Below are 20547 nucleotides of genomic sequence, written 5' to 3'. Positions count from 1 at the left end.
GTGTGGAAACAGTGGGGGCGCGTTCGCGCCCCCACTGTTTCCACACATACAATCACCGCAGGTGCGAAAACTTGAATACGTGGCAGGCGATGATCTTGCGCGCGACGATGCTATATATAGTAGTATGCCACTATTTCAATGTGAGATCTCTCTTCTAAGGTCGACAAATCGGCTTAAGAGGCTGCCAGATGGGTATGGGGGAGGGGGACCACAATGAGGTCGAGCATGGTTGTTGTGGTTTTTCTGCTGGCGAAAAGATGGCGGGACGTCCAAAAATTGTGCAATGCCATGACTGAAAATAGCGCATACTGCGTCCAAAAATGTAATGGCTTTATGGTTTCGCTCTGCTAGCAATCACAGGCAATTTGTAGAAGAAATTGCCTCATGCCAGGGTTGCATTTAGGTATACTTTTGGCAGGGTGTGTGATAGAGAACTTGAGAAGTGTACTGAGATTACCGGAGAGTAGTATCGCTACTTTCTCGTAAAACATTAAACGGTATACCGCTTCCTACCGCCTTATGCTTTTTAAGCTCCTGGTTACCATCTGGCCGCGCTCTAGCTGGATCGGTCCTCACGCACCCCCGAATTCTGTTTACCTGAACTGGCTTGTGAGGTATCCTGTGAAAAAATTAAAGGTGCTGGCCGGAATCGCTTTCGCGCTGAACACGTTCCTCTTTGGCTCCTACTATTCAGTTGGCAAAGAGATGCTGGGACGTGTTGATCCTATTGTCTTTACTTTTTTCACCATGATGACATTGGTTCCTCCGGCCATTTGTATATTGATTCTTTCCCGACGACACATTACGCGTAGCGCGGTTCGGAGCGGCTTTTTGCTGGGAACCTGCCTGTGCCTGGGATTATTTTCCCTGGCCGTCGCCCTCAAATATAACAGCGCGACTGGTACCGCTTTCTTCCCATCCCTCAATGGACTACTGGCGGCCATCTTTACCTGGCTCTTTCTACGCCAGCCGATCAGTAAGGCTACCTGGTTTGCCGGGATCGTTTCGGTGAGTGGCGCCATCTTATTGATGGCCAATGCATCGATGGGTGGGGCACGCGGGGCGCTGATCGCCTTTATCGGTGGGCTGCTATGCACGCTGTACGTTTTTCTGGCCGACCATGAGCAAAAGGACCAGGCCGCGTACTGGCCGCTCTTCGGTATCGAGCTCTTGACGATGGGGCTGTGGGCCAATCTGCTGGCCCTGCTCTTTGGCGACTGGGATGTGATGCACTTCTCGATGCCCTGGGATATGGGCATCGTCCTCTACATCGGGCTGGGCACGATTTTTCTGCCCACGCTATTTACGGTGGTATTGCAGCGCTACATCTCGCCGGTAACGGTCTCTTTCATTTATATCCTGGAACCGATCTTTGGAACCCTCGTCGCTTATCTTTATCTGCATGAGGTTGTGTCGTTGGATGGGTATCTGGGTGGCCTGCTGGTAGTGGTCGGAGTATTGATCCATACCTGGGGGACCGTTGAGCGGCCGCGCATCCAGGCGCAATCGCAGTCCCGCCAGCAGCTCCAGCAGTCCTGGTTTCAGTCTTTTCTCTATCCGCTGATCTGTTGTGTGCTGGGCGCCTGCATTGTGCTCAAGGTGGCCGGTTTTCCACCCGCCGTCTGGTTGGATCTCTATCGTGACTGGCCACAGTTGCCGGTGTTGCTGCATAGCGGACAGCGCATGGAAATGATCCTGTTACTGGCCCAATCCGCGTGCTGGCTGGTAGTCTGGCTGGCCCTGATTGTACTGGGGCTGCTGGTTTTTTACCGGGTGGGCAGCAAACTGTTCGCATCTAGTAGCGCTTCCATCGTGGAACACGATATGCGCACCCTGAGGCAGATGGGATACACGCAGCACGCGCAGAACACGATCGCCATCCCGGTTATCAACGCAGAGCTCTTACAACCACGACGTACGCACCGACCAGTGCGACTGGCGCATATTGAGCCGGTAGACGATCAAATATATGAAGCTCCAACCCATGTCCCCGGTCGACATACGATGGTCGCGCAGCGACGGACGTATCGCGATGTAGAGCAGCACTGGTCCTGGGGGGGACGAGCATGGAGCCATGGAAGCGAGAAAAAGATGAAGAAAAATGATGCGGGCGATTTCAGTGTGCTCTATGTGGAGCCGACCGATGACAAGGCCGAGCTCTTCCCGGTGATCGCTGAACAAAAGAAGCCGATCGTCCTGATGTTGGCTGAGCAGGTACAGACCTTCCAACGTCCGGATGATTTTACAACGTTGAAGCATATTAAGCGTCAGTATGATCTGACGATCATTTTTGTGATTGCCCATAGCGCGCAGCAGGCGCAGCTGGCATCCAGAAATGGCTTTCCGACCTATCAATCCATGGAGGGTCTGGTTCAGGCTGTGAAAGCCGGCCAGTTCACTCGCCAGCGCACCCTGGCCCGTTCTACCGTTCCTCTCGCGCCCAAACAAGATATGAAGGGGGTGGGGATAGCGAACAGGAACACGTTGCCACTGGAATCAAAAGGGCAGCCTGGTGGTCCCGCGGGCCCGATCAGCGGACCCACACAAAGCATGCAGCCATCACCGCTGGCGGATATCCCTTTTCCGATCCATGAAGAGGTCCCGACATTTGCTCCCACGCCGCAGCTTACGTTTAACCCGGAGACACCACATCCCCTGCCGCCGGTAAGACCCCAGCAGAGGATATCACAGCCGTTGCCGGCGCGACCGCAGCCACAGCCACAATCAAGGATATCGCAGCCTCTGCCACCGGTAAGGCAGCAGATATCGCAGCCTCTGCCACCGGTGAGGCCGCAGATATCGCAACCCTTGCCGCCGATCGAGCCACCGCTGCAACAGACTCCCCCGCCGCCTGTGCGGCCATCCAGGCAGCATCCCCGGCGCATGCCCGCTATCTTTGCTGTGATTACGATGGCGCTGATCCTGGCGATTATTGGCTCATTCCTGGTTTTCTCGCACTCATTTCAATCGATCGCTTCGCAGACGGCGCCCCCGGCCAGTATTGGACGCCTGGCCTTTACCAGCAGTGGTCAGCTGAACGAGAGTAGCAGCCAGGGCATCGCCGATCAGGTGGTGCTGGACGTGCACAATCTGCCCGCACCGACGGCCGGGGAAAAATATTATGCCTGGCTGCTGGGTGATAAACGTCAGAACGATCCCACCTCCATCGCGTTGGGAGCGCTCAATATCACTAATGGGAGCGCGCACCTGTTTTACGCCGGAGATGCGCAGCACTCCAATCTGCTCCTGAAGTCCAGCCGCGTCCTAATCACCGAGGAGGATGCGACGATGCCGCCGCTGTCGCCTTCAGTGGATATGCATACCTGGCGCTATTATGGGGAATTTTCCAGCACACCCATCAAGGCCGCCGATAATACCAAAAATTATAGCTACCTGGATCATCTGCGTCACCTGCTGGCCGCCGATCCTACGCTGGATGAGCTTGAACTGCCCGGCGGGTTGAATATCTGGCTGTACAACAATACAGGCAAACTCGTTGAATGGACCACCAGCATGCGCGAGACCTGGCAGGGCACCAAGGATAGTGAGTTTATTCGTCGCCAGACGCTGCGCGTGCTGGCCTATCTGGATGGAACCACCTATCTGTATAAAGACCTGCCGCCCAAATCACCCTTGCTGGTAAATGAGCGACTGGCGCGCGTTGGCCTGGTGAACATTGCGGGTCCCAACCAGCAGCCACCGAGCTATATGGATCACATTGAGCATCACCTCAGCGGCCTGTTGGAGGCGGATACTACCTCGACAGCCCTGCGCAAGCAGATCAATGATCTCTCGACATCCCTGGATAATATCAACTTCTGGCTGGGCAAGGTGCGGCAGGATGCGCAGAAAATCGTCAAGATGGACGATAACCAGTTGAAGCAGCCGGGGACGCTCACGCTGATCAATGACATGATTGACAATACCAACCATGCCTTCGCCGGTCAACTGGACCCATCGACCAATCAGATGCGCCAGGGAGTCACTTGGCTCCACGATCACATGCAGGCCCTGGCCAGTATCGACCTGGACCCGGTCAAGCCCGATTCTAGCGGAGTCGTGCCGCAGATCGTACCCGGCAACATACATCCCAGGGCAATTGTACTGAATACGGCCAAAAGATGATGGAACGCCAGAAATCATATACACTCACACTTTGCAATGCTTATTGATCGCATAATGATGGGGGAAAAGCGCATGAACAGACGTTTGCTGGCTATCACGCTACTCATTATGCTTGTCATTGGCGGTCTGGTGGCAGGACTTTTTTCTGGCCCCATCCAGAAGGCCCTGACAACGCAGACGACTACTATGAATACGGCGCGGGGGCAGGCCAGCCCGGCGCTGCCCGCTAAAGGCACGCAGCAGGCCAGGCCAATGCAGACGCCCAACGCGGGTAACATGCAGAATATAACGTCACCGGCGCCAACCAATGTGCTGGCACAGGATACCTTTCAGCGCACCAATCAGCTGTTCTGGGGCCAGGCCTCCGATGGCCGCAAGTGGCAGGGGGACGCCAATACCTCGAAGGTCTTCTCGATTGTCGGGTCTACGGGCCAGATCGCCAATGGGCAGGGGACGGTCAACGCCGTGCTGGGTCCGGTGAGCGATAATGCCAGCGCCCTGTTAAGTGGGTCCGTCAATCAGTTTGGCAACGGGGTGAACCTGGGGGCCCTGTTGCGCTGGACTGATGGACAAAACTGGTATAAAGCCCTCATCGATGGCGAGCATTTAAGCATTTTAAAAAGGGTCAATGGCCAATCGACGCAGGTACGTACGGTGCCCTTTCAGGCACAAAATGGCAGGGTCTACACGATTCGTTTTCAAGCTATTGGAGCCATGCTCTTCGCGAAAGTGTGGCGAGCCGATCTCCCAGAACCTGCGCGCTGGATGATCACCATTTCTGATCCTGATTTAAAAAATGGGCAGGCCGGCTTACGCGTGGTCATCCAGCCAACCACCGTCATGAGCATTGCCTCATTTCAAGCGGTGCCTGCCACAATGGGAAATGATGTATAGAGAGATGCATATGGTAGAGCTACTGATATGTACCATGGTGACGTAACACATGATCGAGCAAGAAAGTCTGGATGAGATATGATAAGCGAGAATCTAAAAGAGGCATATATACATCAGCGCCGGGTCAAGGTCGCAGCGTTTTTGGGCCTGTGTATCAGTAGTCTCCTGCTGACAATCTGTTCGGGAGGCTTCCCGCCATGGGCATGGCGCTTCCTGTTCCAGGTTTTACCACAGGTTCCTGTCCTCTGGCAGGGCCAGGGGGCGGCTATCGTATTACCGCTGTTTGGACTCTGCTTGCTTTCGCTGGCGCTGCTCATCTTATGGCTGGCTATTATCATCTTGCTGGTAAAGGTATCGAAGCATATCTGGAATGATTTTACGGATCATCGGTCGTTTGAAGACGATCTGCGCGAGGCCGAGATGCTGGCGGCACGAGCGGCGCGGCAGGAAGCTGATCAGACAGAGGAAGATCCGATACCTGCGTCAGCGAGACGCCCCAGGACGACCGCGTCACTGAGCAGCCGCGTGCCACCATCCCAGGCAACGGTCCCGCAGCCAGCTCGCGTGATGACCAGGCCAGAGATACGCCCTAACCAGGTACCTGTAGCGCGCCAGGCCGCCTATGCGGCCGCGCCACAGGCGGTCGGGGCCGTCAGCTTCCCCGGACTGACCTATCCAACGCCGATATTGCGCCAGGGCGGCCAGGGGGCGTCACCAACCACCGCCCGGCGCACCACCGATCTCCGCCAGCCCGCGCCGATGCCGTCTCGCCCGGCGGAGTCCTCACGACCCGTCACGCAATCGGTCAGGGCGCTTCGCCAGCAACTGCGCATCGTGCCGCCCATTGAGCCAGAGGACCTGCCCGATAGCGAGGACGATTTTGAGCAGGACTTTACCGAGCTGCCAGGAGAGTCTGCGACACAGGTTGAACGAGATCAGCGCTCAGTTGAGCGACAAACGGATGAGGATGAGCTCGACATCGACCTTTGGGAGACCCGGCCGGGTGATGTGGATGAAGAGATCGATGTTGAGCAGTATGAGGCCGAGGAGGATCTGGAGGCGACCCTGCCTCCTCCGCCTGCTCCCGAGCCGCAGCAACAGCAGGCGGGCAAGAATCCCTTGAGCGTTGGTGATAGCTTTGACTTTGATCAGCAGCAGTATCAGCCAATGCGTGCCGCCCGCAAGGCCCGTATCACCACGGAGATCGCGCCGACCCGCTACGTGGTGGGAATCGGCCTGGATCCCGGCCTGGCACGTAAGGACTCGCCGAACGAGGATAGCATCTTTGCGATCCAGGGGATGCGCGTTACCAATGAAGAATCGAAGCCGGCCGGCCTGTTTATGGTCGCGGATGGCATGGGGGGGCATGCCAATGGACGAGAGGCCAGCCGCACGGCTATCCATACCATCAGCGATGTGATTGTGCCCGCGCTGCTGCGTGACGTCAGCGGCAGCAATGCCAAAGAAGAAAAGACCCTGTTCCAGGATATGCTCAAAGATGGCGTGCACCGGGCCAATATCGCGCTGTATCGACGCAACCGCGAGATGCCGCGCATGATGGGCACCACGCTGACGGCTGCCCTGGTGGTGGATAGGACCGCGTATATCGCCAATGTGGGTGATAGCCGCACCTATCTCTATCGGCCATCGGAGGGCCTGGTGCAGATCACGCATGACCACTCGGTGGTGGCACGGTTGGTAGAGGATGGGGTCATTACGCGTGACGACATCTATACCCATCCGCAACGCAACCAGATCTATCGCTGCCTGGGCGAGCATGCCTCGGTCGATATCGACTCGTTTGCCGTCCCACTGCAGCTCAACGACGTTTTGCTGCTCTGCTCGGATGGTCTGTGGGAGATGGTCCGCGACCAGGCGCTAGAGCGCATCATCGCCTCTTCGGCGCACAATCCCTCGCAGCTCAGCGCCCTGCTGGTACAGGCCGCGCTCAACCATGGTGGCGCCGACAATATCAGCGTGATCGCCGTTGGCATCGTCAGTGGCGAGGATGCCGAAAACACCAGCTGGATGCTGTGAAAGTGCTAGACGTGCGTCGTATTGTGGCCCTTGATCATTCCGCGCACGGGCGTCTGGCACGCCTCCGCTCTGCGCTACGTAGAAGTCTACCGCAATGCCCTCGCATACCACAAACCGGCAAATAAAACCGTTGATCCCGTGGGCTCCCGCGTACACAGCATCGTGAGAGCCCACCTCATTCCCCCTCCCAAAAGAAAGCCCATCCCCATCCGAACCAACCTCCAACACGACCCGCAACGCGGCGAGAGCATGTCCCCCAACGTGGAACGCCCCCGTAGGGTCGACCTTCAACGGCATCTGTTGATACTAAATAGCCAAAAGGTCTCTGGATTGGGGGGAGACTTGCCAGCGTGGCAAACATCGAGGAAAATCCAAAGAAATTGTCTTCACACGTTTTCGAAAGGATCTTCCTCGTATGCCTTATCATACCGCATCTCAGCCAGAAGAGGCGAATGCCGATTCGCTCTCACAACAGATGGTTGACTGCTTGCAACGCATCATCGCCCCTCCTGATCCCCCTGCTGCTGCAGTGAGCCGCCCTCGTGGACGACCCGCGGTGCTCTCCCCCGAGCATCTGTGTCTGGCGGTCCTGCTGGCGCTGCTGCGCGGCTTGAAGAGCTATGCCTGCGTCTGGCGCCTGATCACCTGGTCGGGAGTCGGCCACTTTCCTCTCTTGCCCCATACTCGTGACGCCATCCGCAAACGCCTGTTGCACACCTCCCTCGACGTCTGGCAGCGCCTCCTGCTGCGCGTGAGCACCGGCTTGCATGCCCAAACCCAGGCGGTAGCCCAGTGCGATCTGCTTCCCTGGGTTTCCCATATCTTCGCTCTTGATCAAACGACGCTCGATGCTGTCCAGCGGCGCATGCAGGATGTGCGCGATGAAGCCGTGGACAGTCCACGCCTGCTGGTCGGCAGACTGGCCGCCCTCTTTGATGTCCGCCGCCAGCAATGGGTCCGTATCCTCTTTCGTGAGGACGTCTTTGCCAATGAAAAACTCCTCGTCCAGGACGTGGTGCGCGGGTTGCCCGCTGGCAGCCTGCTGCTGGCCGACCTGGGCTACTTCAGCTTTCCCTGGTTTGACTGGCTGACGGACCAGGGCTTTTTCTGGCTCTCGCGGATGCGGGAGAAAACCTCCTACCAGATCCTGCACGTCTTTGTGCAACACGGCACCACGCTAGACGCCCTCATCTGGCTGGGAGCCTACCGCGCCGATCGCTGTGCCCACCGGGTGCGCCTGATCCAGTTTGAGCATCACGGCAAGCTGTACCAGTATCTGACCAACATCTGCGAACCCGATCGCTTGAGCATGAGCGAGGCCGCTCGCCTCTACGCGCGGCGCTGGGAGATCGAGCTGGCCTTCAAAGCGCTCAAATGCACGCTGGGCATTCGCGTGTGGTGGTCCTGCGATCCCCTCCTGGTGCTTCAGCAGCTCTTCGCCGCCTTCATCCTGGCTCAGGTGCTCCATGCGCTCCATGCTCAGGTGGCCTTCGCCGCCCAGGTCCCCCTCTTCGACGTGTCCTTGCCCGTGCTTGCCACCTTGCTTGCTCAGGCGCCTACGCGATCGGATGGGCAGCCCCTGATCCAGCGACTGCTCGAGGTGGGTCGGCGCCAGGGCTTGATCCGGCCCTCGCGGCGCATTGAGCCAGTCGTCCCAGCGCTGCTTCGGTCCTACGCCCCGGCCCCACCTGATCTGCCGACCATCCGCACGCCACGCTACGCCCATCGTATCCATCAGTCACGTTCGGATCGACCCGACTTTGTGCCTCGTTTTTTCACCTTCATCGTGATTTAGTATCAACAGATGCCTTCAACGGTCGACCGGGCCGCGAGCGTCAGCGATTGCGGCCCCCGTCCCCCCACGACACCGCTTCCCTCGTCTTCCACGCCGGCAAACGTGGTTCCCGCATACCAACGTTGCACAGGCGTACCCAAAAACGAACGTTCCTCCTGGGGTACCACGTTGGGGCGAGATGATTTCCACGTGAAGCCGAACCGGCCGGGCACGTGGGCCGCCGTCGCTGGCGCTGGCGGCCCGGTCGACCTCGAGGGTCGACCCTACGATTACGGATCGTGTTGGGGGGACATGGTCGCGCCGGGTTACGGTTCGTGTTTGAGGGTCGTATTGGATGGGGTGCGTTTTTATTTTGCTTGCCTTGGAATAAGGCGAGAAAATAAGGAATATCAAAAATCGTCGTAAATAATATTGACATATACCTCTTCTATGTCTTATATTTGAGAAGTCAGTAATAATCGCAATAAGTCTTGCATATCTTTATTCTCTTGTTTCTTGCATATTTTGTGAAGCGGAGCCTCCTTGTATTTAGATGATCTCTCCACCACCGGCGGCATCACGCTGAACCTGCCGACGGGCCTCAAAGCGTATTTCGCGCCTGACGGCAGTGGTGGTTTCAAGGATGCTCCCAGCCTGGACGTGACGCTGCTGCCCCTCAACGCGGGGGTCTATATCCTGCAGTTCCACCAGAGCGGTGAGCGCTGGCTGTTCAACCAGTGGGGCACGCGCTACGAAGTGCTGGACAAGAACAACAATCTGATCGATTACGATTACCTGGACAACGGCGACTGGACCGGGGCGACCGACACGCAGGGACGCACTGTGAGTGTCACCCAGGACAGCAACCACCAGGTGAACAAGATCGTCGACAATACCGCCGTCGGTGGCAAGACGCGCACCATCACCTATGGCTATGCGCGTATAATGCAGATAATCAGCCCACGAGCGCAACCAGTACCAGTACCTACGCGGGTCAACCAACGTCGGGGAGTGCCACCTACACCTATGATGGCAATGGAAACCTGACCAGTATCACGAATGGTAGCGACGGTCGTGGGGCGCTCTCCTATGCACAGACGCACAGCTACAACAACGCCAACCAGGACGTGGCGGGCAGCGGCACCGCCAAGGGGTCGACGCAGAGTTATAGCTACGGCTACACCGGCCTGGGTCTGAGCACAGAGAAGACAGGAGGCATCACGTACGAATACGTCCGCTGTAGCTGCGGCCTGCTCAACAGCGAGCGCACCTCAGCCGACAAGGTCTACTACTACCTGTTTAACGGGCAGGCTCGATTGTGGGCATGACCGACAGCGCGGGCACCCTGGTGGCCAGCTACGACTATGATCCCTTCGGCAATGTCGCGGGCAGCAACATCCAGAGCGGCGTGGTCAACCCCTGGCAGTACGCCGGCGGCTACTACGACTGCGTCACCGGTCTGACCAAGTGTAGGATAGGGAACGAGCGCGTTGCTGCGTAGCAGCCCGTTTCTCGTTCCCCTCCCCCGAACCGGACGTGAGAGTTTCCAACTCATCCGGCTCTCCAGTTATGTTCTCTTCTCAATCGTTCTGTCTGCTTTGCTCCCTGTGGATAGCGGCATGACAGAATTGGCAAACAATCAGGGTTTTTCTTCTTCGCTTCAGCATCATCTGCGCCCATGGTGGTTGATCTTTCCCACTCTTCCTGAGATCCTCGAGTTTTCGGATCTGGTGAACCACACACTGATCGTCTTTGATCTGACAAAGTTCACACGTACCCGCCATGAGTCTTCGTATCACCTCCTTTTGCTCATAGGGGATGATGGAATGAGAGTGGTCAACGAGGATAGCCTGTGTCTTTCGTCGCAGTGGGATGCCTCCGAACCGTGCCACCAATGGTGGCTTTCCCCCCTTTCGTAATTGCTTGGCCTCCAGTCCTTTCATAGGTCCGAAGGGTGTTTCAATGCTGGTTTGGAAGCGTTTGACCATCTTGCGAGTGCTGCTGTGATACTTGGCTGCCAGTGTATGGACCAACGATTGCTGGACCGTCCAGTGGTAGGAGTGCAACCAGGACACATTGACGGCGAACTGATAGTACTGGACCAGGCCCCGATATTCCTCTTGATATGTTTTCAAGATGGTATAATCAGAGCGGGACGCCAGTGAATGGCGCCGCAAGGGTTTTCCTCCTCGTTGATAGAGCGCTTGTTTCTTCTTGATCACATCCCTGGGCACCCGTAGGGCTATGTGAGCATTGACGCGTCGTCGTCCGTCTGCGGAGAGCTTCTCATTGCAGTATTGGGCTTGAATGTCATAGCCCAGGAAACGAGCGGCCTGCCGATGAGCATGTGTGATCAACGTTTTCTCCTGAGACAGTTCCAGCTTGAGATGATCGTGCAGGTAGTGTCCCAGTTCTCGTTTGATCTGCTCAGCTTCAGCTCGTGGTCCGGCAAATCCGAGCAACATATCGTCCGCATAGCGGATATACAAAAGGCGACGGTATGCTGAATCGGACGGATCCTTCGTGGGATGTTGTTGGGCCGTGCGCAGATAGGCAAGGGCCTGATGACGATCCCCGTGCTGGCGTGCCGTGGCGCTTTTTCTAATGAAGTGCTGATAGACGGGATTGTGTTTGCGGACCTTCCCACGGGTAAAGCGCGGGATGAGGTGCGTGTGCATGAAGTGATCAAGTTTGCTCAGGTAGATATTGCTGAGGATGGGCGAGACAATGCCGCCCTGTGGTGCTCCACTCAGCGTGGGATGATAGCGCCACACCTCCAGATACCCGGCCTGAAGCAGATGCTTGATCAGGCGCAGGAAGCGTGGGTCATGAATATTCTCTGCCAGGATAGCCAGCAGGATTGTATGATCAAGCTGGTCAAAACAGGCTTTGATGTCGCCTTCGATGAACCAGTGGACCCCTTTCCAGGTGTGCTGGATCTGGCTGAGAGCGGTATGGCAGCCGCGATAGGGCCGAAAACCGTGAGAGTGGTCGCTGAACTGTGGTTCGTAGTAGGCTTGCAGCAGGCTGCGAATCACTTCTTGAAGCAATTTGTCGCTCCAGGTTGGCAGGCCAAGCTGCCTCATCTTGCCGTTCTTTTTGGGAACCTCCTTTCGGCGAACGGGAGTCCAGCGGTAGCGCTCATGGCGCAGATCATCGATGATCCGCTCAATTTTGGTCGTTGACATCGCGTCAGCCGTTTCCGGTGTTGAGCCGGGAGTCATCGCGCCATCGTTGGCATAGATGCGTCCGTATGTTCGCAGATAGAGCATCGGATTGTAGAGTTGACGGTAGAGATCCTCTACCGGTTTGCCTCGTTTGCCTCGATCTTGAAGCATACCAAGAACAGTGTCGGAAGAACGCATATCTCATGCTCCTTTCTGTGTCGTGGTATGGACACTCCTTGCACCCCTTCCCCCTTTGCGGAATGGACCCGCATCTGTTGATGAGTACTATGGGTGCTCCGTCACCATAGGTCTCCCTGAGACCGGTAGGTGATCCCGCGTTCCGGTGACCTGATACGTTGCGAGCACAGGGTAGGTCGCCTTTTCATTCCCTTCTCATGGCTCAGTGCCAAACGTCTCATGCGAGGAGGTTAGACTGGTCTACCAAACGGACCAATCTACGCATGAGCATCGAATTACAGATGTTGTATCGATGGGAGAGCGGATCCTCCTTCTGGGAATTGGGCTTCAGGCAATTCAGCTTTGACCCTACTGTGCGAATCTTGCATCGCCTACGCCTCAACATCTTTAGCGTATCGATGCGTTTCACGCATGCTCTTGTCCCCTCTGCCTTTCGACTTCAGGTAAGCGTGATGATCCAAGAATGTTCCTCCAAATTCTTCCCGACTGTATCGGGGATATCAGGCCGCGTCACGCGGCGCACTCGGCATCCGCTACTATGATCCGACCTTCGGTCGCTGGACTCAGCGCGCCCCCTTCGGCGGCACCTTGCAGGAAACCCTCAAAGCCAACCCGTGCACCTACGCCGATAATGATCCCGTCAATAAGATTGCTGCAAGAATTTCATGTTTGGTGATACCGCCCAACATGAAATTGTTCATGTTCAGAAGAGAGATGCCTGATTTTTGTGTCTATTTTGCTTGACAAGAGCGTAGCGGGCGTTGAAAATGAGAAGAACGTAGATGGTGCTGACTGCATCGCCAGCGAAGGTAAGGAAGATTGATGGTATCGTTAACCACCCGGCGTTTAGCATTGCGCGAATTCGAGCTTACGGATTGGCCGGAGGTCTATGCGTATGAAAGCGATCCCGCCGTAGCGCGCTATCTGGTGTATCCAGCCAGCTCTCCAGAGGAATGCCAGGTCAATCTGGATTTTCTGGTCGGGCACCAGCATGAGCCGCAGCGCCTGGTCTTCCACCTGGCGATGGTACTGGCGGGCGAGAAGCAGTTGATCGGTACCTGTGGTCTGCAGATTACCAGCCGGGCCGTTGGTGAGGCGGAACTGGGCTACGCCTTGCATAGCGCCCACTGGGGCCAGGGTTATATGTCCGAGGCGGTCAGGGCTATCATTGCCTATGGTTTTAACACGCTGCAACTGCGTCGCATCATCGGCACCTGCGTACCCGACAATGTCGCCTCGATTCGCGTCATGCAGAAAGCCGGCATGCAACAGGAGGGGCATCTGCGTGAAAACAAGCTGATCAAAGGGCAGCTCTGCGATTCCCTGATTTTCGCCATCCTGAAACGAGAATGGCGGCAGACAACGCCATAACAGCCGTCGTGTCAGGAAGGGCCATACCGACATCCTTTTTCTGCTTTATCGCTCGCTGAGAGGTTCACCAGAGGGTAGTGATGAGGCAGTGTTGCCAGAGGCGTCCCTGGGCGAAATCGAATGTTCTCCGCGTTGAGACGTCGTAATCTTTTTGGACCTGCGTACAAGAACTGGATGCTATCGCAGTAAAATGACTTCATGACATGCCGGGGCAGCGTGATTTTTTTGCCCGATTGTATTGCGAGGTTGTGATATTGTTGATATTGAAAGATCATCTAGTTTTATATGGAGGTTTCCAATGTCAGAGTCTGAGCAGGATCGTGTTATCGGTCGCTATGGCTTTGATGAGATTGCGGCCAATCAATTAGAGGCCTGGCCCAACTCATATCCCGAGCGCGATTATGTGACCCATTTTGAGATTCCGGAGTTCACGTGTCTTTGTCCACGTTCCGGTTTCCCGGATTTCGCCACCATTATTGTAGATTATGTTCCTGATAAACATGTTGTTGAATTAAAAAGTTTGAAGCTGTATATTAATACATATCGCAATCGCCAGATCAGCCATGAAGCTTCGACGAATGCGATATTGGACGACCTGGTGGCGCTGCTATCGCCGCGCTGGATGCGTGTGGTGGGAGACTTCACTGTACGCGGCAATATTAAAACGGTTATTACGACAGAATACGCTAACCCCGAGTATCATGGCCCGCGCCCCGATCTCAAACGGTTCTTGCCCGCTATCGGTTAATCCTATTCTGCACATGTTCACCAGACCCTACGAGGAGAATTTCTATGCCTATAAACAATCGGGCAGTATTAATTGTGAGCGGCGGTATGGATAGCTGTGTGCTGGCCCATTATTACGCCGCGGCAGGTTTTCATCTGCACCTGATCTCATTTGATTATGGACAAAAGCATGTCAAAGAATTAGACTATGCCGAGCGCTATATCGCCGATCTGAGTGCGCGCTACAGCCAGCTGGAGATCGTACACGATACCATCGATCTGCCGATTGCTCAATTGCTGACCAATTCGGATTCAGCCCTGATCAATCCCGAGCGTCAGATGCCGCACGGCCACTACACCGACGATAGCATGAAGGCCACCGTCGTGCCCTATCGCAATCCAAATATGCTGCTGCAGGCGGCCACCGTCGCCTGGAACGAGCACGCCAGCGTCGTCGCTTATGCCGCGCACCAGGGTGACTACTCACAGTATCCTGATTGCCGCGAAGAGTTTGTGGACGCCTTCAATAACCTGCTGGCCGTCGCGATGGAAGGGCAGACGATCAACGTTGAGTCCCCGTTTATGCGCTTCACCAAGGCGCAGATCGCGCGTCTGGGCGCCAATTTGAATGTTCCATTTGAGCACACCTGGAGCTGTTACGAGGGTGGGAGCTCTGGTCTGGATGATCGGCACTGTGGTATCTGTGGCACCTGCGTCGAACGGTATGAGGCCTTCAAGGAGGCCGGTGTGCCCGATCCAACCGTCTACGCCAATGATCCAGAGCAATATCTGCATATCCCTGGTCGTGCTGACGCATAGATACAAGACAGAAACGATGCGAGGAAATCTATGACAAGATACGCCATTATTACCAAAGAATTTGCCTTTGAGGCCGCCCATCATCTTCCCAATCATCGTGGCAAGTGCCGTCGTCTGCATGGACATTCCTACCGCCTCCAGATTTCCTTGCGTGGACCCATCTTACAGGCGCCCGGCGAATCCAGCGACGGCATGGTGATGGACTTTGATGACCTGAAAACCATCGTGAACGCCACGATTCTTGAGCAACTCTCGGACGCTGTGCCGCGCGGGGACGCGGCACAGGTCGTGGAAAAGGGCGGCATGGATCACAACGATCTCAACGCCTTGACCGGCATTCGCACAACAGCCGAAAATCTGGTACATTGGATATGGGATGCCCTGGTAGCGGGCGGTGTACCCGATGCTCTGCTTTACCGCATCAGATTGTGGGAAACAGAAAAAGGATATGTGGAGATTACGCATGCAGAGCGCGAGGAGGGGTAGGCAATGACGCAAACAGCGCAGAATATCAGTGTTGGCACGAAAACGATTCAGGTGTCCGAAATTTTTGGACCCACGATTCAGGGTGAAGGCGCGCTGATAGGGAAACCGACGGTTTTTGTGCGTACCGGTGGCTGTGATTATCGCTGCAGTTGGTGTGATAGCCTGTACGCGGTCCTGCCGGAGCATAAAGCCGAATGGCACGGCATGGACACCCGGCAGATCTTTGCCGAGGTCGAACGGCTGTCGGGCCACACCCCTCTGCTGGTAACGCTCTCGGGTGGTAATCCCGCGATTCAGCCGCTGGAAGGACTGATCGATCTCGGGCATGAGCACGGCTACACATTTGCCATTGAGACGCAAGGGAGCGTGGCGCGGCCCTGGTTCGCGAAATTAGACTACCTGACGCTCTCGCCCAAGCCACCCAGTAGTAAGCAGGTGACGCGTTGGGAGCGGCTTGATCGTAGTATATTGTATGCAACCAATGCCAGGCACGAACATGAAATACAAATCAACCTCAAAATTGTTATCTTTGATGAGGATGATTACGCATATGCCAGATACGTTGCCGAGCGCTATCCCGCCATACCCATGTACTTACAGGCAGGAAATCACACGCCCCCGCAGCAGGCAGAAGAGATCGACGTATCCGGCATTTTACAGCGTATGGATTGGCTCATACAGCGCACGATCGCGGATCGCTGGTATGAGGTAACAGTGCTCCCACAACTGCATACCCTGTTGTGGGGAAACAAGCGGGGCGTATAACTCTCAATTCCCATCGAGCAACGCACAAACGCACTGAAATAAGGATAGGTAAATTATGGTATTGCACTTAGATCGGGATCACTCAATGAACAATGGCCATGCTCAGCATAATGGGCATAAAGAAGATGCCCATGTGCTCGATCGCGAACAGGAGCAGGTTATTGTAACTGAAGAGCAGCGGCCAGCGGCAGCAAAGGTTGATTATCCCCGCTTGCTTGAGCTGGGGCGCGAGTTGCTTGTGGCCCTGGGCGAAAATCCTGATCGTGAAGGATTAGCAGGGACACCACGCCGCTGGGCTGACTGGTGGCGCGAGTTTATTGAATATGATCCAGGAACAACCGGAACTACCTTTAGCTCTGTCTCAACCGATCAGATCGTTTGCGTTTCAGGCATGCGTGTCTTTTCCCTCTGTGAGCATCACCTGTTGCCTATGTGGTGTGATGTAGCCATTGGCTATATTCCCGGCGACACAGTGCTGGGGCTCTCGAAATTCGCGCGTATCGCCCATCAGTTCGCGCACCAGTTGCAGATTCAAGAGCGGCTGGGCCAGCAGATCGCTGATGAGGTCTGTCGTATCACCGGCACCAATCATGTCGCCGTCATTATCAAAGGCGAACACCTGTGTATGTCCGCCAGGGGGATCCGCACCCCGGGCGTGATGACCTCATCTGTCATGCGCGGTTCCTTCCGCACCGATCGTGATCTGCGCGCCGAATTCATGCAGATGATCCAATCGTAAACACTCCCTGGCAATAGCCAGCCACCCGGCTGGCTCATCGCCATCACGATAAACAGGTTGCAGGGAATGAAGGCGACCCTCCTCTGGTATAGAGGAGGGTCGCTTGTTTTTTGAAATGAGTTTGAATTCCGATTTTTATGAAGGGTTGGCGCAACACAACGGGTAGGTGCGAATGCATCCACCCGTTGTGTTGCGCCAACCCTTCATAAAACCATTGAGCGCCGTAGGCGCGTAGAGTCAGAGGTCGCAGACACCAAATCTACAGCTTTCAGTTATAAGCTTGCACATTATACAATATATATGTACGAATAATTAAAATACCTTCAGCATTTTTTGTAGCAATCTGAATATTAATGTGGCATAATGTACTGTATGCAATAAGAGGGATGGTAGGATATGTTGTTGGTGTAGTTGTATAGGAGTACTCTATATGCATAAAATTGCTCAAAAGTATAGTATTTTTCTCTGTTTTTCTGCGCTAGCTCTGTTGGGCCTGCTTGGATCGGCCTGCGGCTCCAATGCGCAGATGGCGCAGAAAACCTCGGGCATCATGGCTCCTGCGAGCCAACAGGTTTTCCGCTGGGGCATCCTTGGTAGCACGGACTTTACCACGTTAGATCCGGCGTTAGCAACGGACTCGACCGATGTGGCGGCTATTCAGACACTTTTCACCGGACTGGTTCAGTTTAATGATAAAGGCGAGATCAAACCGCAACTGGCGCAGAGCTACCAGGTCTCTCCCGATGGTTTGATGTATACCTTCAAACTGAGGCTAAATCTACGCTTTAGTGATGGCACGCCTTTAACGGCCAGCGACGTTGCCTATAGCATCAATCGGACCCTTGATCCCAAACTGCAATCACCGGTGAGTGCGTACCTGAGCCTGGTCAAAGACGCCGATGCGATGGTGAGCGGCAAAATCAAGACGCTGGTGAACGATAGCCTGATCGTGAGAGATCCCCAGACCATCTCTATCGCTATTCGGCAGCCGGTCGCCTATTTCCTCCAGACACTGGCCTATCCAACCTCGTATGTGGTGGAGAAAAGCATTGTTGAGAAATATGGCAAAAGCTGGACCGACCATCTGGACGAGGGCGGCGTAACTGGTCCCTTTAAAGTCGCCAGGTACAGCCATACGGTTGGCCTGGACCTGGTTCCCAATAGCAGGTACTATGGGACGCAGCCGAAGTTGAAACGGGTAGAGATTCACATGACGGGCCAGCCTGAGGCCGCCTATAACGCCTACCTCAGTGGTCAACTTGACTACACCGGTATTCCCACGGGCAAACTGGATGAAGCAATGAAGCGTCCCGACCATGTGCATATCCCTGTATTGGGGCTGCGCATGATCCAGATGAATTACCTGGCGAAGCCATTTGATAATGTAAAGGTGCGCCAGGCCTTTGATCTTGCCCTCAACCGCGACCTGCTGGCCAGGACCCTGTTCCGTGATCAGGTGATCCCCTCCAACCGCTTTGTTCCCGCAGGGATGTATGGCGCCAGTCCTACAGAGATCAAAGGTCCCGATGGCACAACCGGCACGGCCGGTAATGCGGCACTGGCCAGAAAGCTTTTACAGGAAGGCTTGAAGGAGGATGGCTATAGCAGTGTCGCCGCTCTTCCAACCATCACCTTCACCGAAGCCAATGCCACCAATTCCCTCAAGCGTGCCAACGCCTTGATCGATCAATGGAAAACTGTCCTGGGCGTCAATATCAAGCTCAACACGGTTGACACGCAGACCTATAGTAAACTCTTGTACAGTAACGCCGGCAAGGCCACCCTTCAGATGTGGGACTATGCCTGGCAGGCTGATTTTCCCGATCCACATGACTGGCTGAATGTTTTCTTCGGCAAAGGCGAACTGCAGAACTCCACGAACTATGGTCAGAACAACTCGCCGACGGCAAAAGAGCAACAGGCGGTCCAGGCCGAACTCCAGAAAGCCGACTACATTCTGGATAAAGGCGCTCGCGCCAAAAAGTACAACGAGCTAGAGCAGAAGCTATCATCCGAGTCCGCGTGGATCCCGCTGTATCAAACCACCGCCGACGTCATGCTCAGCCCACACGTCCACGGCTACATTAACGATCCACTCGGCGTCGTCGACCCCGAAGACTGGGGCGACATCTACATAACCCGGTAAGTTGTGCTTGCGAAGCAAGCGGTTTGTCCCTCCGTCCCTGACCTGAGCGCCTGCGGCGCTCGACATATATTATGTGTTGCTGCGGCAAATGCGCTATGCGCGCATTTGCCGCAGCAACACATAAAAATCCGGGACGCCTGACTTCTTATAGTTTTTTTTGGCTATCGCAATCTTAGCGGGGATGCAAGGGGTGGCAACCTTAAGCTGGGGCAAGCCCAGCACCTACGGGGTTTGGGGGCTGTGCCCCCAACTCCCTCACCTCTCCCCGTCGCCCGAAGGGCGGCACCAGTTGATGTGCATTGACAATGCGATTGAATGTGAGGGAGCTCATGCTGCAATTTCTCTTAAAGCGCCTGCTTGGACTCCTCTTTGTCCTGCTCGGCGTTTCTTTTATTACGTTTATCATTGGCTATTTTTCGCCGATTGATCCGGTGTTGCAGCAGTTAGGACAACATTATACCCCGGAGAGCTATGCTCGCCTGCGCCATGCGTATGGATTGGATCTGCCATGGTACATGCAATATTTTCGTTATGTTGTGAACCTGCTGCATTTTGATCTGGGTCGTTCTATCCACAATCAGAGCCGACGCGTGATTGATCTGCTCAAAGATGGCATCCCCATTTCGGCGGAGATCGCCACCTGGGGATTGCTGATCACGCTTTTGCTGGGTATTCCCGCTGGCATCTTGTCGGCAATCAAGGCGAATACCTGGATCGACACCACGAATATGGTGCTGGCCCTGATCCTGTATGCGCTGCCGGTCTTTATCATTGCTATCTTCGCTCAACTGCTGGTCGTGTGGCTGAACGTGAACTGGGGACTGGGCTGGCCGGTTACCGACTGGGGTGCCCCCTGGCAATATAGCTGGAGCGACATCCAGTATAAGCTGGTGCCCATCACGGTGTATGGCCTGGCTGGATACGCCTACTATGCGCGGCTGGCGCGTACCAGCATGCTGGAGGTGATGCGCCAGGACTATATTCGTACCGCCCACGCCAAAGGGCTGCATCAGCGGACTGTTGTCTATCGCCATGCCTTGCGTAACGCCTTGTTGCCCTTGATCACGGTATTCGGACTCTCGCTTGGCCTGTTGATTACCGGCGCGTTTTTTATCGAGCGCATCTTCAACATTCAAGGGATAGGGCTGACGACCATCAACGCCGTCAGCCAGGGAGATTTTCCGGTCATCCAGGCTACCGCCCTGCTGGCGGCCCTGGGCGTGGTGCTGGGCAATATGATCTCGGATATCCTGTATACTATCGTTGATCCACGCATCAAGCTGTCTTAGGGAGGTGGTGT

At 55.4% G+C, this 20547-nt stretch carries 16 protein-coding genes; 14 read left to right on the top strand and 2 right to left on the bottom strand.

Annotated elements, in window-relative coordinates:
• Positions 1-621 precede the first annotated feature (621 nt).
• The 5 genes from AABA21_RS06385 to AABA21_RS06365 all read left to right on the top strand — a co-directional run bounded on the left by AABA21_RS06385 (position 622) and on the right by AABA21_RS06365 (position 9877).
• Positions 622-4125, top strand: coding sequence for an EamA family transporter (locus tag AABA21_RS06385; RefSeq protein ID WP_338248148.1), 3504 nt, complete (start codon positions 622-624; stop codon positions 4123-4125).
• A gap of 72 nt (positions 4126-4197) precedes the next feature.
• Positions 4198-5019, top strand: a complete 822-nt coding sequence (locus AABA21_RS06380) for a hypothetical protein (protein WP_338248147.1) — start codon at positions 4198-4200, stop codon at positions 5017-5019.
• Between the two features lie 78 nt (positions 5020-5097).
• Positions 5098-7056 (top strand): PP2C family protein-serine/threonine phosphatase, encoded by a 1959-nt coding sequence (locus tag AABA21_RS06375; RefSeq protein ID WP_338248146.1) that lies wholly within the window; start codon positions 5098-5100, stop codon positions 7054-7056.
• A 415-nt stretch (positions 7057-7471) separates the two neighbouring features.
• The gene (locus AABA21_RS06370; protein WP_338248145.1) at positions 7472-8851 is read left to right on the top strand and encodes an IS4 family transposase; all 1380 of its coding nucleotides are present in this window, start codon (positions 7472-7474) and stop codon (positions 8849-8851) included.
• A gap of 522 nt (positions 8852-9373) precedes the next feature.
• Entirely contained in the window at positions 9374-9877 is a 504-nt protein-coding gene (locus AABA21_RS06365; RefSeq protein WP_338248144.1) for a hypothetical protein, read from the top strand.
• Between the two features lie 244 nt (positions 9878-10121).
• On the opposite strand, the gene AABA21_RS06360 is transcribed toward AABA21_RS06365, so the two are convergent.
• Positions 10122-10385 (bottom strand): hypothetical protein, encoded by a 264-nt coding sequence (locus AABA21_RS06360; RefSeq protein ID WP_338248143.1) that lies wholly within the window; start codon positions 10383-10385, stop codon positions 10122-10124.
• A gap of 25 nt (positions 10386-10410) precedes the next feature.
• A complete protein-coding gene (locus AABA21_RS06355) occupies positions 10411-12195 on the bottom strand; it encodes a reverse transcriptase/maturase family protein (protein ID WP_338248142.1) in 1785 nt (594 codons plus the stop codon).
• Between the two features lie 486 nt (positions 12196-12681).
• On the opposite strand from AABA21_RS06355, the gene AABA21_RS39310 reads away from it, so the two are divergent.
• The 9 genes from AABA21_RS39310 to AABA21_RS06315 all read left to right on the top strand — a co-directional run bounded on the left by AABA21_RS39310 (position 12682) and on the right by AABA21_RS06315 (position 20536).
• On the top strand, positions 12682-12939 hold the full coding sequence (locus AABA21_RS39310) for an RHS repeat-associated core domain-containing protein (RefSeq protein WP_420917138.1): 258 nt from the start codon (positions 12682-12684) through the stop codon (positions 12937-12939).
• A gap of 78 nt (positions 12940-13017) precedes the next feature.
• Positions 13018-13566, top strand: a complete 549-nt coding sequence (locus tag AABA21_RS06350) for a GNAT family N-acetyltransferase (RefSeq protein ID WP_338248141.1) — start codon at positions 13018-13020, stop codon at positions 13564-13566.
• Positions 13567-13864: 298 nt separating this feature from the next.
• Complete coding sequence (gene queF / locus AABA21_RS06345) at positions 13865-14314, top strand: preQ(1) synthase (RefSeq protein ID WP_338248140.1); 450 nt, start codon at positions 13865-13867, stop codon at positions 14312-14314.
• Positions 14315-14358: 44 nt separating this feature from the next.
• A complete protein-coding gene (gene queC / locus AABA21_RS06340; RefSeq protein WP_338248139.1) occupies positions 14359-15111 on the top strand; it encodes a 7-cyano-7-deazaguanine synthase QueC in 753 nt (250 codons plus the stop codon).
• A 30-nt stretch (positions 15112-15141) separates the two neighbouring features.
• Entirely contained in the window at positions 15142-15597 is a 456-nt protein-coding gene (locus AABA21_RS06335; protein ID WP_338248138.1) for a 6-pyruvoyl trahydropterin synthase family protein, read from the top strand.
• A 3-nt stretch (positions 15598-15600) separates the two neighbouring features.
• Positions 15601-16362, top strand: a complete 762-nt coding sequence (queE, locus tag AABA21_RS06330; RefSeq protein ID WP_338248137.1) for a 7-carboxy-7-deazaguanine synthase QueE — start codon at positions 15601-15603, stop codon at positions 16360-16362.
• Between the two features lie 55 nt (positions 16363-16417).
• Positions 16418-17101 (top strand): GTP cyclohydrolase I, encoded by a 684-nt coding sequence (gene folE, locus AABA21_RS06325; protein WP_338248136.1) that lies wholly within the window; start codon positions 16418-16420, stop codon positions 17099-17101.
• 430 nt (positions 17102-17531) lie between these two features.
• A complete protein-coding gene (locus AABA21_RS06320) occupies positions 17532-19247 on the top strand; it encodes a peptide ABC transporter substrate-binding protein (protein ID WP_338248135.1) in 1716 nt (571 codons plus the stop codon).
• Positions 19248-19576: 329 nt separating this feature from the next.
• Positions 19577-20536: an ABC transporter permease gene (locus AABA21_RS06315; protein WP_338248134.1), complete on the top strand. Its 960-nt coding sequence runs from the start codon at positions 19577-19579 to the stop codon at positions 20534-20536.
• Positions 20537-20547 lie beyond the last annotated feature (11 nt).

The sequence above is a fragment of the Dictyobacter halimunensis genome (assembly GCF_036245075.1).
The sequence above is the reverse complement of the archived record's forward strand: the minus strand, read 5'-3'. Positions and strand labels throughout refer to the sequence as shown.

Excerpts from the sequence above, each read along its gene's own strand:
- queF (WP_338248140.1), top strand. The coding sequence starts at position 13,865 with ATGTCAGAGTCTGAGCAGGATCGTGTTATCGGTCGCTATGGCTTTGAT.
- AABA21_RS06335 (WP_338248138.1), top strand. The coding sequence starts at position 15,142 with ATGACAAGATACGCCATTATTACCAAAGAATTTGCCTTTGAGGCCGCC.
- AABA21_RS06380 (WP_338248147.1), top strand. The coding sequence starts at position 4,198 with ATGAACAGACGTTTGCTGGCTATCACGCTACTCATTATGCTTGTCATT.
- AABA21_RS06320 (WP_338248135.1), top strand. The coding sequence starts at position 17,532 with ATGCATAAAATTGCTCAAAAGTATAGTATTTTTCTCTGTTTTTCTGCG.
- queE (WP_338248137.1), top strand. The coding sequence starts at position 15,601 with ATGACGCAAACAGCGCAGAATATCAGTGTTGGCACGAAAACGATTCAG.
- folE (WP_338248136.1), top strand. The coding sequence starts at position 16,418 with ATGGTATTGCACTTAGATCGGGATCACTCAATGAACAATGGCCATGCT.
- AABA21_RS06375 (WP_338248146.1), top strand. The coding sequence starts at position 5,098 with ATGATAAGCGAGAATCTAAAAGAGGCATATATACATCAGCGCCGGGTC.
- AABA21_RS06360 (WP_338248143.1), bottom strand. The coding sequence starts at position 10,385 with ATGAGTTGGAAACTCTCACGTCCGGTTCGGGGGAGGGGAACGAGAAAC.
- queC (WP_338248139.1), top strand. The coding sequence starts at position 14,359 with ATGCCTATAAACAATCGGGCAGTATTAATTGTGAGCGGCGGTATGGAT.
- AABA21_RS06350 (WP_338248141.1), top strand. The coding sequence starts at position 13,018 with ATGGTATCGTTAACCACCCGGCGTTTAGCATTGCGCGAATTCGAGCTT.
- AABA21_RS06370 (WP_338248145.1), top strand. The coding sequence starts at position 7,472 with ATGCCTTATCATACCGCATCTCAGCCAGAAGAGGCGAATGCCGATTCG.
- AABA21_RS06355 (WP_338248142.1), bottom strand. The coding sequence starts at position 12,195 with ATGCGTTCTTCCGACACTGTTCTTGGTATGCTTCAAGATCGAGGCAAA.
- AABA21_RS06315 (WP_338248134.1), top strand. The coding sequence starts at position 19,577 with ATGCTGCAATTTCTCTTAAAGCGCCTGCTTGGACTCCTCTTTGTCCTG.